Here is a 12,990-nt window from a genome sequence, read left to right as displayed (position 1 = left end):
TCAGAGCCACTCGAGGCTTTGGCCATGGGGTCCTGTGATGGCCTCTGGAATGCCGTTGTGGGTGAGCAGGAACCTGCCCGCGATCAGCTGCGGATCCACCTCCGGCACCACGCTGGAGCCGTCCTCCTGGTCAATCACCATATGCCCTTCGTTGGACAGCCAGTGGCATCCCCTGCCGGCCGCCAACTGCCGGATGGTCCTGCGGAACGGGGACCTTCCCTCGGCGCTGAGGTAGGCCATCACGGCACTGTGGAAAACCACCAGGGTGGTGTCGGCCGGCGCTTGGGCTGCCACGTCAACCAGCCGGTCGTTCAGGTCGCCTGCTACCAGGAGTGGTGGTTCGTCCCGGGCGATGGCGATAGCCTGGCGCAGTCTCCTGAGACGGAACTCCTGCTCCGGCCAGATGAGTGCTTCCAGCCACGCGACGTCGTCGGAATTCCTGATATCCAGCGGGTTCAGGTCGATTCCTGCACGCCAGGCTACGGGCGGGAGGTGGGCAGGCACGGGCACAGGGCCCTTGGTGGTGCACTGCAGCACAGGAGGCACTACGTCCGTTCGGGACGGCTGTTCCGGGGAAAGCCGCGTGACGGACGTGCCGTCGTCGAACTCGTAGCCGTACCGGTCCGGGAACAGCCCGAGGCCGGCTGAGGCACCCACCTCCAGGAGCGCCAACGGCCTGCCTTCGGCGGCTGCAATGGCAGCGAGGGAGGGCAGCAGAGTGGCGCAGCGGCCTGCCTCGTTGGTCTGCGTGGAACGCGAGAGGACGATCCTGCTGATGTCCGCCCAATGGTCTTCCAGAAATTGGCGGAACTGCGCATAGGGTCCTACGCGGGCACCCAGATAGCGTGCGGCGGCCAGCAGCAGGTTGGGTTGGCGCTTGTCGTGCGGCCACGCATCGATCCGGGCGATCAGCGGCGGGTCATCGGCCAGGCCCAGTGTCCACTCGGCGTAACAGGGGGAGGACCCAGGCGCCTCCACCAACCCAAAATGCCGGTACCACGCCGCCGTACGGCTGGCCGTGGCGCCCCCGTCCGGGATGGGTTTTGGCTGCGGCTCCGACGGCAGCCCCTGGCCGGCGGCCATTGGCTACAGCGTTTCCGCCAGGTAGTCGATGGCGAGCCGGTAACCGAAAACGCCGGCCCCTACGATAACCGCAGTGCAGACCGGGGAGAGGAAGGAGTGGTGCCTGAACTCCTCGCGCTGGTGCACGTTGGTGATGTGGACTTCCACGGCAGGCAGCTGAACGGCGGCCAGGGCGTCGCGGAGCGCAACGGACGTGTGGGTGAAGGCGCCGGCGTTAATGACAATTCCGACGGCGGCGCCCCGGGCAGCATGGATGGTGTCCAGCAGGACACCCTCGTGGTTGGACTGGACGCACTCCGCGGTGAAGCCGTGGGACTTGGCCGTGGTGCGCGCCAACTCCTCCACATCCGCCAGCGTGGAGATGCCGTATTTTTCCGGTTCACGGGTACCCAGGAGGTTCAGGTTGGGCCCGTTGATCACAAGGATGGTGCCGCGGGAATCGTTCATGATGCCAACTCTAGGCGATCAGGAACCCGGTTCAGCGGCCGGACGGAGGGCTCTTGGCTGGACGGGACGGCCTGGCCGGATGAAGGTTTCTTCATTCCCGTTTCATCAGCGCCTCATTAAGGCCTGCAACGATAAAGGCATGCTCATGATGCGACGCGTAATCACAATGGCAGCCGTGCTGGTGATCCCGGTGCTGCTCGCTGTGGCAGGAAGCCTGCTCGCGGCACCTGCCGGGCCGCCGGCCATTGACTCACAGCCTGTCCGTCTGGGGCCCGGTCCGGACGGTCTGCAGGCACCGGGACTGGAGCCCACGGCTCCGGCTCCACCGGAAGAGTCGCCGCCCGCAGCCCCTGATCAGCCGACGCCTGCTGAACCCGATCCCGCCCCCACCGCGTCGCCTGCGGTGCCGCCGGCGCCAGCTGCACCGCCGGCACCGCCGGCGCCAGTAGGGCCGCCGGTCATCATTGACGACGACGACTACACCGACGACGGGGACGAGTGATGGGAGAAGTAACGGCAGTATTGGAGCGCCCCCTCCCGAAAGCCCCGGCCAGGGAACCACGCAGCTTGGCCCCGCAGGGCCGCTTGGGGTCACGCGTCCCGGCGCGTTGGCGCATTGCCGCGTGGATTGTCCTGACTACCGCACTGACCCTCCTCGCGGTGCTCCTGACTGTCCGCTCCCTGACCCTCAACCAGGCCCGCACGCAGGCCCACCAGGCGATAGAACAGGAACTCCAGGAATTCCGCGCCTTCGCCAAGGAAGGAGTGGATCCCACCACCGCGAAGCCATTCACGTCAATCGAAAAAATGCTGGAGAGGTACTTGAGCCGGCAGTCTGCGGCTTCTGGCGAAGTGATCCTGGGCAGCGTGGGAGGGCGCGTCCTGTACACACCCAGCGGGGCCATGGGTACCCCGGTTACGGGGCACGAGCTTCCCAAGGATGAAGGGCTGTTGAACGGTATCAGGTCGGGCCAGGATGCCACCGGCATAGCCCAGACCAGCGCGGGTGAGATGCACTGGGCCAGGCTGCCCATCGAGTCCGGCAGCGACACCGGCTACCTCATCGTGGGTGACTATATGGCTCCGCGGGAGGCCCAGGTGGCCAGCACCACTGTGACCATATTCTTCGTCTCCCTCGGTGGGCTCGCGGTGACCGCGGCCATTGCCTGGCTGGTGGCAGGGCAGATTCTCAGGCCGGTCCGGGAGGTCCGGCGCGTGGCTGCGGATATTTCCGAATCGGATCTGACGGCCCGCGTCCCTGTCCAGGGGAACGACGACATCGCTGCTTTGGCCATCACGTTTAACACCATGCTTGACCGCCTCGAAGCGGCGTACCGGACCCAGAGGGCGTTTGTTGATGATGCCTCGCACGAGCTCCGGACACCCATCACCGTTATCCGCGGGCACCTGGAGCTGATGTCCGACAGCCCGGCGGAGAGGACGCGGACGCTGGCGCTGGTGGATGACGAGCTGGCCCGGATGGGGCGCATTGTTTCCGACCTTCTGCTGCTGGCCAAAGTCGACCGGCCCGGGTTTACCCAGCTGCGCAGCACGGACGCAGCCGCCCTGCTGTTGGACATTGAGGCCAAGGCGCAGGCCCTGGGGGCGCGGGGCTGGCCCATCCTGGAGATCGCTGAGGGCCGGGTCAGTCTGGATCCGCAACGCATCACGCAGGCTGTACTCCAGCTTGCCACCAATGCCTGCCAGTATTCGGCGGAAGGCAGCACAGTGCACCTGGGCTCTCGCTTCGAGGGGGCAGGGCCGCACCGCAAATTCCTGATCTGGGTGTCGGACGAAGGAATCGGCGTAGGAGCCCAGGAGGCCGCCCTGATTTTCGGACGCTTCCACCGGGGCGAGGCTGCGCGCGGCGCCGACCGTTCCAGGCCGGGTGCCGGGCTGGGACTGGCGATTGTCCGCAGCATCGCCGAAGCGCACCAAGGCACCGCCTGGCTCCGCAGCACTGAAGGACAGGGTGCAACCTTCGGGATGACCATTCCGGCTCCGGAGCCCGGCCCGGGCGAGGAAGCGCTGAACGACAGAAAGGGCAGCCATGAGCCGGATCCTGATCGCTGAAGATGACCGCCGAATCGCCGACTTCATTGAGAAGGGGCTCCGGGCTGCGGCCTATTCCTGCCTGGTGGTGGATGACGGCGCCAGCGCCCTCCTCCTGGCCCGGTCCGGGGACTTCGACATGCTTATCCTGGACATCGGGCTCCCCACGCTCAATGGCTTCGAAGTCCTCGAGCGGCTCCGCAGCGAAGGGTCCAAGACTCCTGTCATTGTCCTCACCGCCAGCGATTCCGTAGCGTACACCGTCTACGGGCTGGAAAGCGGCGCGAACGACTACATGACCAAGCCCTTCCAGTTCGCTGAGCTGCTGGCAAGGGTGCGGATCAGACTGGTGGATGACACCGATTCAGCCCCCGTGATGAAGCTTAGCCACGGGGATATGGAACTTGATCTGCGCAGCCGCCGGGTCCGCTGCGGGCAGGCGGACGCCGATCTCACAGCCCGGGAGTTTTCGCTGCTGGAGGTGTTCCTCCGCCATCCAGGCCAGGTCCTGACCCGGGAGCAGCTCATTTCCCATGCGTGGACGATGGATTTTGATCCCGCCTCCAACGTGGTGGATGTGTACGTGCGGGCCCTCCGGGCCAAGATTGGCGCGGAACGGCTGGAGACAGTCCGGGGCGCGGGGTACCGGCTCAGATGAAAACCACCTACTACGAGTCAACCCCGCGCAGCACGGAATCCGGGCCTGGGCCTGCCGCCACACTTCCGCGGGCACTCCGGCCCGCTGCCGTTGTGGCGGCGGCTGTGGCAGTCGCCATCATGGTGTTCCTGTGGCTGAACGTCAGTCCCGGCGGCCTCCATCACGACGCAGCCCTGACGCTGTGCATCTTTGTGGCTGCCGTGTGGTTCTGGATCTTCTCAGCAGTGGAGGATACCTACGTGGCCCTCGGGGCCGCCGCCGCTCTGGTCATCAGCGGGGCGATGCCAACGGAGAGCCTCTTCGCCGCCCTGGGCGACGAAACTGTCTGGCTGCTCATGGCAGCCTTTGTCATCGCGAGTGCCGTTGCGTCAACGGGCCTCGCCGCACGGGGTGCCGCCTTCGTGATCACTGGGGCGCGCAGTGTCCGCCAGCTGGCCTATCTGGCCACTCTGGGCCTGGTGGTGACCAGCTTTGCCATCCCTGCCACGTCAGGCCGGGCGGCCCTGGTGCTGCCCATCTTCCTGGCACTGCGCGCGGTGCTCAAGGAGCGTCCTGCGGTGGTCAGGTTGCTGGCCATCCTGTTCCCCAGCGTCATCCTGCTCTCGGCAGTCAGCTCCTTCCTGGGCGCCGGAGCGCACCTGATCACCAGCCAGGTCCTCCAGTCAGCCGGCTATCCGGGATTCGACTTCGCGTCCTGGCTCCTGCTTGGACTGCCCATCGGCCTGGCATCCAGCTTCCTCGCGGCCGAGTTGACGCTCCGCCTTTTCACGACGGGAGCGGACAGGTCCATGCCCTTGCATGTGAAGGTCAGTCAGCTCCAAAGCGGCAGCAGCACCAGGCTGCGGGGCCCCCTCGACCTGGACGAACAGCGCTCGCTGCTGCTGCTGGCCGCCGTGGTGGTCCTGTGGTGCACGGAGCCCATCCACGGCTTGGAGCCGGCCCTCGTGGCGCTGATCGGTGCCCTGGTGGTTTCCTCTCCGTTCTACGGATCAGTGAAGCTGGGCGCAGCGCTGAAAAAGGTGCCCTGGTCCATGCTGATCTTCATGGCGGCCACCCTTGCCCTTGGCTCCAGCCTGGTCACCTCGGGGGCAGCAGGATGGCTGGCATCCTCTGTGCTGGCCCCGGTGGCCGCCCTGGGCAGCTGGAAGGCGCCTGTCTTTGTGGTGGCTGTTGTAACGGTTTCGTCGGCAGCCCACCTGGTGATCCAGTCCCGGTCTGCACGCTCGGCGGTGCTGATCCCTATGGTGGTGGCGTCGGCGGTTCCGATGGGCATGGATCCCATGGCGGCAGCCTTCGCGTCAACCGCCGCGGCCGGCTTCTGCCATACGCTCACCAGTTCGGCGAAGCCGGTGGCGATGTTTGCAGAAACTGACGGTACTGCCCATTATTCCGCGGCGGACCTGCTTCGGCTCTCTGCCTGGCTGGGCCCGCTCAGCACTGCCCTGGTCCTTGTCTTCAGCTTTGCAGTCTGGCCCGTCCTGGGCCTTCCTCTCTTCACTTCCCGCTAACCCAACCCTCAAGGTGGCCCTCATGGTTATGTCCATTCCGCAACGAATCCTCGTGGCACCGTCCGGTTTCAAGGAAAGCCTGGACGCGGTGGAAGTGGCAGCGGCGATTGCCGCAGGCATCCGCCGGGTCATCCCCGGCGTGCAGGTCACCTCGGTGCCCATGGCCGACGGCGGTGAAGGCACCGCCGCGGCACTGGCCTGCGCCACGGGAGGACGCCTGGTTGCCCAGCGCGTGACCGGCCCGGTGGGGAAGCCTGTGGACTCCCACTTCGCCATGCTTGGAAACGTGGACAGTCCCACCGCGGTGGTGGAAATGGCCGCCGCCGCCGGCCTCCGCCTGGTGCCGTCGGATATGCGCGACCCCGGCAGCACCACCACGCGCGGCGTGGGGGAACTGATGCTTGCCGCCCTGAACGAAGGGGCTGAGCGGATTATCGTGGGGTGCGGGGATTCGGGAACGTCCGACGGCGGTGCGGGCGCCCTGCGTGCCCTCGGCGCCCGCGTCTTTGGGCCGGGAGGAGGGGAGCTCGCGGAGGGAGGTGCAGCCCTGGCCGAGACGACGGGCGTGGACCTGACCGGGCTGGACAGCCGGCTTTCCTCCTGCCGGATTGAGCTGGCACTGAATCCGTACAACGTACTGTGCGGCCCCCAGGGCGTGGCCAGGGTGTTCGGGCCGCAGAAGGGTGCCTCGCCAGAGCAGGTGGAGCTGTTGTCCGCCGGGCTGGACCGGTGGGCCCAGTTGCTGGCAGCCGCCGGCGGGCTGTCCGAAAACTACCTGCGGACAGGCCCCGGTACCGGAGCTTCCGGCGGCCTGGGAGCGGGGCTTGCTGCCGTGGGAGCCCGGTTGGTTCCGCGCTTCGAATTGCTGCTGGACTCCGGCCTGGCCGGAGTGGACCTGGATGCCCATATCGCCCGGGCAGACCTTGTGGTGACCGCCGAGGGCGCCATCGATTTCCAGACCCCTCGCGGAAAGGTCCCTGCAGAGATTGCCCGCCGCGCCCAGGCTGCCGGTGTCCCGGTCCTGGCTCTCGCGGGATCCATCGGCAAGGACTCGGCTGACGTGCATGCTGCGGGAATCGATGCCATAGCCGGGATTATCCCCATCCCCATGGACCTGGACAGGGCTGTTGCCGAAGCGGCCGTCCTGCTGCGGGAGGCCACCGAGCGGACCTTCCGCGTACTCCTGTTGGGTTCCGCGATTTCCTCCCGGCTCGGCAACGCAGCCTGATCCCCAAGACCTCAGCCCCTGAATGGGGCAGGGCATGCCGGGCCATCCCCCAACCGAGGAAACGAATGGCCCGGCAGGCCAGGCTTACAGTGCGGTGAACTTCAGCAGGACGGCGTGCTCAGGGTTGAGGATGGGCATGGGCAGGCCCACCTCGGCCAGAAAACGCCCGTTGGCCTCGGCACCGTCACTAAGCCACGCTGGCGGCTGGACCTGGGTGTAGTTGTGGGCGTAGTCCGCGTCCCCCGGCAGGGGGAAGATGGCTTCCACGCGGTATCCGCGGTCAGCCTCCAGCCCGGGGATGGTTATCCGGCCGGGCTGCTCAGCGAACGCGGTGCGGGTACTGACCAACGCGAACAGAGCCGCCGTCGTGCCCTGCACCGATCCAGCCGGTGATGCGCCGGCAGGAGAGCCAGCCACCACACCGTGCAGGAGCAGGGAACCCTCGGCAACGTCCGCGCGGACCATGCGCCCGGAGTGGATGAGGTCCCGGTGCTCCTTGTAAAGCCCGATGAAGCGCTTGAGCTGCTCCCGCTCGGCACCCTGGACCTCGCGGACGTCCCACTCCATGCCGAAGTGGCCAAACAGCGCAGTGATGGCACGGAAGGACAGATCGTGGGTGCGGGCCGTGGTGTGCGAGGTGGTGGGGCCGATGTGCGCTCCCATCAGTTCCGGCGGAACCACCAGCCCGGTCCAGCGCTGGATGGTCTGGCGCTCCAGGGCGTCATTGCAGTCCGACGCCCAGATCCGGTCCGTCCGGTCCAGGATGCCGAGGTCCACGCGCGCGCCGCCCGAAGAGCAGCTTTCGATCTCGACGCCGGGATGGCTCTTCTTCAATTCGTCAAAGAGGCGGTAGGCGGCCAAGGTCTGTTCGTGTACCGACGGGCGTCCGACATGGCCGTGCTCCAGCAGGTCCCTGTTCTGGTCCCACTTGAGGTAGCTGATGTTGTACTTCGTGAGCAAGGCGTCTATCCGGTCGAATATGTACTGCCAGGCTTCCGGGTTCACCAGATCCAGGATGTGTTGGAACCTCCACTCCAGCGGGAGCCGGCCGCCGTCCTTGTGGGAGAGTGCGGAGGGGCCCACAATCCACTCGGGGTGTTCCCGGGCGATGTCCGAATCCAGATTGACCATTTCCGGTTCCACCCACAGGCCGAATTCCATCCCTCGCGAGGTGACAGTCTCGACCAGCGGCGTGAGGCCCAGGGGCCAAAGGGCATCGTCAACGTACCAGTCGCCCAGTCCGGCACGGTCCGTGCGGCGCCCGCGGAACCAGCCGTCGTCGAGCACAAATCGCTCCACACCCAGCTCTGCCGCCGAGTCAGCGAGTTCGATCAGCGTGTCAATGTCATGGTCAAAATAGACGGCTTCCCAGGTGTTCAGCACAACGGGCCTTGCTTTGCCGTTTCTGCTTTTGCCGGCAGTGCTTTTGCCGCCGGTGGCGGGTGCAGCAGGGAGGACGTGCTGGGGGCGGGACCTAAACCAGCTGTAGAACGCTTCGCTGACGCCGTCCAGGCCGCGGTCGGAGTAGGCCGCGAACAATGCAGGCGTGGTGTAGCTGCCGCCGGGCTGGAGGATGACTTCCGCCGGGCCCAGGAGCTCTGAACCGCCGATCATGGTCCGGCCGTCGCCGATGCTGTCGGCGAACTGTTCATGGTTTCCGCTCCAGGCCAGGTGCGTGGCCCACACCTTGCCGTGGCGGTTGCCGAAGGCTTCGGTGCCGGCCGCGAACAGGAGTGAGGAATCGTGACCGGTGCGGCCGTGCCGTCCGGTCCGCACCCACGTTCCCTGTTGGAGGGAGCGGCGCTGCGGGTGGCGTTCCCGGCACCAGCGTCCCGTGAGGTCAAGGAGCTCGACGGCGTCCGGCGCCACCGGCAGGACCGTGGCCAGTTCGTCGAGCTGGTAGGGGGAGGAGCCGTCGTTGGTGAGCGTGTGGCGCAGCTCCAGCAGACCGCCGTCGTGCAGTTTTATGGACGTCTCAACGGTAATGCCGGCGTCGGGGTCTGCCTGGACGATGGCGGCGGAGGCGGCGGCGTCGGCGGTCCCTGGCCCCGGCCCGGAGCTGGCGGACGTGACGCGGAGGCGGGCCGAGAAATCGTGGCCGGGGATCCCGTCAGCGATTCGGTGTCCACGGAGTGCCGGCCTGCCGCGCCAGCTTGAGGATGCCTGCGGCAGGAGCCCGGCGGTGACCGTTGCGTCCACAGCCGAGTGCGGGATGGGTTCCCCAAGGATGGCGAGGTCCGGAAGGCTGGCGCCAAGATCGGCGCCCCAATGGATAATCTCGGCCTCCCCGCTGCTGAAGCTGATCACCAGGCTGGTGCCGGTGGTACGGAGGTAGAGCGGATCCATAGGTATGTCTCTTTCGGTCTGGTTGCTGATGCTGGTTGCTGTTGTGTTGCTGATTGCTGTTATGCCTGTGTGGTCCGGATGCCGCCGTCGCAAGGAGGAAACGGCGGCATCCGGACCGGGTGGCTGCGGCCACACCCGCAGCCACGATGCGGGCCCTACTTGAAGAGGGCGTTGACCTGCTCGTTGGCCTCGGAAAGTGAGCTGGCCGGCTTCTTGCCTGACACGACAGCGTCCATGGCCGGCTCCATGATGCCCTCGACCTTCGCCGCTTTGTCAGCGATCGGGAGGAGGAACGTGGTTTCGTCTTCTACGTGTGTGGTGAAGGCGCTGACATCAATGCCCTTGTCCGCGAATGCCTTGGCCGCGATCTCGGAGGAGGTACTGATGGCCGGGAAGACTACAGCCTTCTTGGCTACGACGTCCTGGCAGTCTGCGGAGGCCAGGTATTCCACCCACTTGACTGAGGCGGCAGGATTCTTGGTACCCGCCCAGATGGAGTCGGCCAGGCCGTTGAACATGCTGGCCCGCTTGCCGCTGGGTCCCTTGGGAGTGGGAGCAATGCCTGTTTCCACGCCCTTGTAGCTGGTGTACTGGCCGATCATCCACGAACCGTTGGTGTTGATGGCGGCCTTACCGGCACCGAAGTTGTCAGTCACGCTGGCGCCCACAGTGGTCTCCAGCTTGGGCATGTAGCCCTTATCCACGAGTCCAGTCCACCAGGTGATGGTTTCCTGGAATTTGGGGTCGTCGTAGTTGAACTCCTTGCCCCAGGGGTTCTTGTCTGTGTGGGTCCAGCCCATGGTGGCACTGAGGAAACTCCACTGGGTCTGGCCGGTACCGGAGCCGGAGTTTTCCAGGCCAAGGCCATAAACCGCAACGTTGTTCTTGTCGAAGCCGGGCTCGTCGCCGCGCTTGCCGTTCTTGTCCACCGTGAGGTGGGCGATGGCCTTTTCGTAGCTGCCGCCATCCTTCGGGTTCCAGTCAAGGTCCTTGAGCTGCTCCTCGGTGTACCCGGCATCGGCGATCAGCTTCTTGTTATAGAACAAAGCGATGGTGTCCCAGTCCTTGGGCAGCCCGTAGCGTTTGCCGTCTTCGGTGACCCAGAGATCGGTGAGGCCCTTGTTGTAGATATCCAAGTTGAGCTTGTCGTTCTTGACGGCGTCGTCAAGGGCGAGGAGTTGCTTCTTGGAGGCAAATTCAGGGTACTTGGCCAGGTGGTTGGTGAAGACGTCCGGGGCGGTTGAGGCAACAAATCCATTGGTCAGGGTGGTCCAGTAATCATCCCAGCCGCGCTGGGTGATCTTGACCTTGATGTCCGGGTTGGCCTTGGTGAAATCGTCAGCACACTGCTGGTAGGCCGGCAGCTGGTTGGCGTCCCAGAGCCAATAATTGATTTCGCCCTTGGCCTCCGTGGAGGCAGGAGCTGGTGCGCCACAGGCGGACAGGGACAGGGCAAAGGCAGCGGCAGCAGCGGCGACGCCAAGGGATTTTTTCATGATGGACCTTTCGATTCAGGCAGGCGAAACGGGGAACTGCGGAAAATAGTGAAACTGGGAAAAGTGGTGCGGTGGGACAGGGGTGGAGGCCTATTTGACCCCGGAGAACCCGATCGAATTCACTACCTTCTTGCCGAAGGCGATGAACAGCAGGAGGACAGGAAGCGCGGCGATAAGGGTGGCCGCCATGAGGCCGCTCCAGTCGGGTGCGCCTTGTGGCGACTGGGACTTGAAAACACCCAGCCCCACAGTGAGGACCCGGACGCTTTCGTCCTGGCCCACCAGTAGGGGCCAGAAGTACTCGTTCCACGTGCCGATGAACGTTAGCAACGCGAGCGTGGCCAGGGGTGCGGCGGCGTTGGGAAGCACGATTTGGAAGAAGATGCGGAACTTGTGCGCGCCGTCCAGCATGGCTGCTTCTTCCACTTCCCTGGACATGCTCATGAAGAACTGGCGCAGGAAGAAGATGGCGAAGGGTGTCATGAACAGGAAGGGCAGGATGATGCCGGCGTAGGTGTTCAGCAGTCCCAGGTTCTTGATCATCAGGAAGTTGGGCAGTGCTGTGAAGATTGGCGGCACCATCATGGTGGCCAGGAACAGGGCGAATACTTTGTCCCTGCCCGGCCAGCGGAGCCGGGAAAAGGCATAGGCGGCCATTGCACTGAAGAAGACCTGCCCCGCCGTGACCAGCGTGGAAACGATGATGGAGCTTCGGAGGTACCACCAGAAGTTGATGGCAGCACCGGAGCCGCCTTCCGCTATGGCCTCCTCAGGGGTTTGCAGGCCCAGGACGCGTTTGAAGGCGCCCCAGCTGAAATCGGCGGGCAGCAGGTTGCCTGCGTTGGCCGCGAGGGAATGGTTGCTGGAAAGGGCAGTGCGGAGCATCCACAGGAACGGCGCAATAGTGACGATCAACGCAAGGATCACGAGGGCCCACGCCCCGGCACGGCCCCAGTTGAAGGGCTTGCGGGGCTTGGCGATTGGAGCTCGGGTTGACGTGGCGGCGTCTTGCAGGGAGGGAGTCGAGGTAGTCATTGCGGGGTCCTTAGTCCAGGTCCGATTCGTTGCCCTTGAGGAACTTCATCTGCACGAAGGCCACCAGGGCGAGGATGACGAAGAGAATGACGGACAGTGCGGAGGCATACCCGAAGTCCGACTCGGTGAAGGCCTTTTGATAGATGTACATCTGGATGACGCGGGAGGCGTTGATGGGACCGCCGCCCGTGGTGACGGCAACGGTGTCGAAGACCTGGAACGATCCGATCACTGTAACTACCAGGACCAGCACCAGTACCGGGCGCAGCAGGGGGATGGTGATGCCCCAGAAGGTCCTTGTGGGAGATGCGCCATCCAGGGATGCCACCTCGTAGACGTGCTGCGGTATGGCCTGGAGGCCGGCAAAGATCAACAGGGCGGTGTAACCCATGTGGCGCCACACGTTGACGGCAGCGATAGTGGGGATGGCCCATTGCTCGCTTCCGAAGAAGGCGATGCGTGGCAGTCCGATCCAGCTGATGACTTCATTGACGATGCCCAACTGGTAATCCAGCATCCAGAACCACAGCAGCGCAACGATGACGTTGGCCACGAGGAACGGCATCAGCAGGGCGCCGCGGATGAACGTTGACTTTGCCACGCGGTGCATCAGGAGTGCCAGCCCAAGCGCAATAACTGTCTGGAAACCGATGTTGATTGCCACGTACTGCACGGTGACCGCCATGGAGTTCCAGAACAGTTCATCAGCGAAGATCGCGGTGTAGTTCTTGATGCCGATCCAGGTGGGGTCCCCCAGGATGCTGTATTCGGTGAAGCTGAGGTAGACGCCGCGGATGGTGGGGATCAGGAAAAAGACCACGAAGCCGATCATTGCGGGGAGGATAAAAAACATTGCCATCTTCAGGTCGCCCAGTTGATGGATCACGCTTTTCTTGCCGGTACTGCCGTTTTTTCCTGCTTTGGGTCGCGCTGCCCGGCCCGCCGGGTCCCGTTGCTGTTTGGTAAGGGTGGTCATCTTCGACCCTTCCTGACTGTGAGGTGGGTAACAACTAACCGCGAATCTACACGAGTAGATTTAGTCCAGCAAGTATTTCTTCTGCTTTTCTTTGGAAAGTTTTCCCGGCAACCTCGTACTGTTGACTCGAGTAGATTCCGGTGAAACACTGGCAAGTCATG

General features: G+C 64.7%; 11 protein-coding genes. 5 read left to right on the top strand and 6 right to left on the bottom strand.

Features of this window, described 5'->3' with window-relative positions; all coding sequences use genetic code 11:
• Nucleotides 1-1,083 carry a DUF2332 domain-containing protein gene (locus M1E17_RS19210; protein ID WP_457963515.1) on the bottom strand — a complete coding sequence of 361 codons (1,083 nt, stop codon included), beginning with the start codon at nt 1,081-1,083 and terminating at the stop codon, nt 1-3.
• 3 nt (nt 1,084-1,086) lie between these two features.
• On the bottom strand, nt 1,087-1,530 hold the full coding sequence (gene aroQ / locus M1E17_RS19205) for a type II 3-dehydroquinate dehydratase (RefSeq protein WP_457963514.1): 444 nt from the start codon (nt 1,528-1,530) through the stop codon (nt 1,087-1,089).
• A 145-nt stretch (nt 1,531-1,675) separates the two neighbouring features.
• Between aroQ and M1E17_RS19200 the strand changes: the two genes are divergently transcribed.
• Genes M1E17_RS19200 through M1E17_RS19180 form a run of 5 tightly spaced genes read left to right on the top strand, consistent with a single transcriptional unit; the run spans nt 1,676 to nt 6,976 of the window.
• Nucleotides 1,676-2,032, top strand: coding sequence for a hypothetical protein (locus tag M1E17_RS19200; RefSeq protein ID WP_457963513.1), 357 nt, complete (start codon nt 1,676-1,678; stop codon nt 2,030-2,032).
• Complete coding sequence (locus M1E17_RS19195) at nt 2,032-3,603, top strand: sensor histidine kinase (RefSeq protein WP_457963512.1); 1,572 nt, start codon at nt 2,032-2,034, stop codon at nt 3,601-3,603. Before M1E17_RS19200 ends, M1E17_RS19195 begins: the two co-directional genes overlap by 1 nt.
• The gene (locus tag M1E17_RS19190; protein WP_457963511.1) at nt 3,581-4,240 is read left to right on the top strand and encodes a response regulator transcription factor; all 660 of its coding nucleotides are present in this window, start codon (nt 3,581-3,583) and stop codon (nt 4,238-4,240) included. The genes M1E17_RS19195 and M1E17_RS19190 overlap by 23 nt, the downstream gene beginning before the upstream one ends.
• The gene (locus M1E17_RS19185) at nt 4,237-5,748 is read left to right on the top strand and encodes an SLC13 family permease (protein ID WP_457963510.1); all 1,512 of its coding nucleotides are present in this window, start codon (nt 4,237-4,239) and stop codon (nt 5,746-5,748) included. The genes M1E17_RS19190 and M1E17_RS19185 overlap by 4 nt, the downstream gene beginning before the upstream one ends.
• Nucleotides 5,749-5,770: 22 nt before the next feature.
• Nucleotides 5,771-6,976 (top strand): glycerate kinase family protein, encoded by a 1,206-nt coding sequence (locus tag M1E17_RS19180; protein WP_457963509.1) that lies wholly within the window; start codon nt 5,771-5,773, stop codon nt 6,974-6,976.
• Between the two features lie 84 nt (nt 6,977-7,060).
• On the opposite strand, the gene M1E17_RS19175 is transcribed toward M1E17_RS19180, so the two are convergent.
• From M1E17_RS19175 to M1E17_RS19160, 4 genes are all read right to left on the bottom strand, one after another.
• Nucleotides 7,061-9,322, bottom strand: coding sequence for an alpha-galactosidase (locus M1E17_RS19175; protein WP_457963508.1), 2,262 nt, complete (start codon nt 9,320-9,322; stop codon nt 7,061-7,063).
• Between the two features lie 155 nt (nt 9,323-9,477).
• Nucleotides 9,478-10,818 carry an ABC transporter substrate-binding protein gene (locus M1E17_RS19170; RefSeq protein ID WP_457963507.1) on the bottom strand — a complete coding sequence of 447 codons (1,341 nt, stop codon included), beginning with the start codon at nt 10,816-10,818 and terminating at the stop codon, nt 9,478-9,480.
• Between the two features lie 90 nt (nt 10,819-10,908).
• Entirely contained in the window at nt 10,909-11,853 is a 945-nt protein-coding gene (locus tag M1E17_RS19165) for a carbohydrate ABC transporter permease (RefSeq protein ID WP_457963506.1), read from the bottom strand.
• 10 nt (nt 11,854-11,863) lie between these two features.
• Entirely contained in the window at nt 11,864-12,829 is a 966-nt protein-coding gene (locus tag M1E17_RS19160) for a carbohydrate ABC transporter permease (RefSeq protein ID WP_457963505.1), read from the bottom strand.
• Between the last annotated feature and the right edge of the window lie 161 nt (nt 12,830-12,990).

It is taken from the genome of Arthrobacter sp. D1-29 (genome assembly GCF_054130585.1).
This window is presented reverse-complemented; position numbering and strand designations above follow the sequence as displayed.

Excerpts from the sequence above, each read along its gene's own strand:
- M1E17_RS19210 (WP_457963515.1), bottom strand. The coding sequence starts at position 1,083 with ATGGCCGCCGGCCAGGGGCTGCCGTCGGAGCCGCAGCCAAAACCCATC.
- aroQ (WP_457963514.1), bottom strand. The coding sequence starts at position 1,530 with ATGAACGATTCCCGCGGCACCATCCTTGTGATCAACGGGCCCAACCTG.
- M1E17_RS19200 (WP_457963513.1), top strand. The coding sequence starts at position 1,676 with ATGATGCGACGCGTAATCACAATGGCAGCCGTGCTGGTGATCCCGGTG.
- M1E17_RS19195 (WP_457963512.1), top strand. The coding sequence starts at position 2,032 with ATGGGAGAAGTAACGGCAGTATTGGAGCGCCCCCTCCCGAAAGCCCCG.
- M1E17_RS19190 (WP_457963511.1), top strand. The coding sequence starts at position 3,581 with ATGAGCCGGATCCTGATCGCTGAAGATGACCGCCGAATCGCCGACTTC.
- M1E17_RS19185 (WP_457963510.1), top strand. The coding sequence starts at position 4,237 with ATGAAAACCACCTACTACGAGTCAACCCCGCGCAGCACGGAATCCGGG.
- M1E17_RS19180 (WP_457963509.1), top strand. The coding sequence starts at position 5,771 with ATGGTTATGTCCATTCCGCAACGAATCCTCGTGGCACCGTCCGGTTTC.
- M1E17_RS19175 (WP_457963508.1), bottom strand. The coding sequence starts at position 9,322 with ATGGATCCGCTCTACCTCCGTACCACCGGCACCAGCCTGGTGATCAGC.
- M1E17_RS19170 (WP_457963507.1), bottom strand. The coding sequence starts at position 10,818 with ATGAAAAAATCCCTTGGCGTCGCCGCTGCTGCCGCTGCCTTTGCCCTG.
- M1E17_RS19165 (WP_457963506.1), bottom strand. The coding sequence starts at position 11,853 with ATGACTACCTCGACTCCCTCCCTGCAAGACGCCGCCACGTCAACCCGA.
- M1E17_RS19160 (WP_457963505.1), bottom strand. The coding sequence starts at position 12,829 with ATGACCACCCTTACCAAACAGCAACGGGACCCGGCGGGCCGGGCAGCG.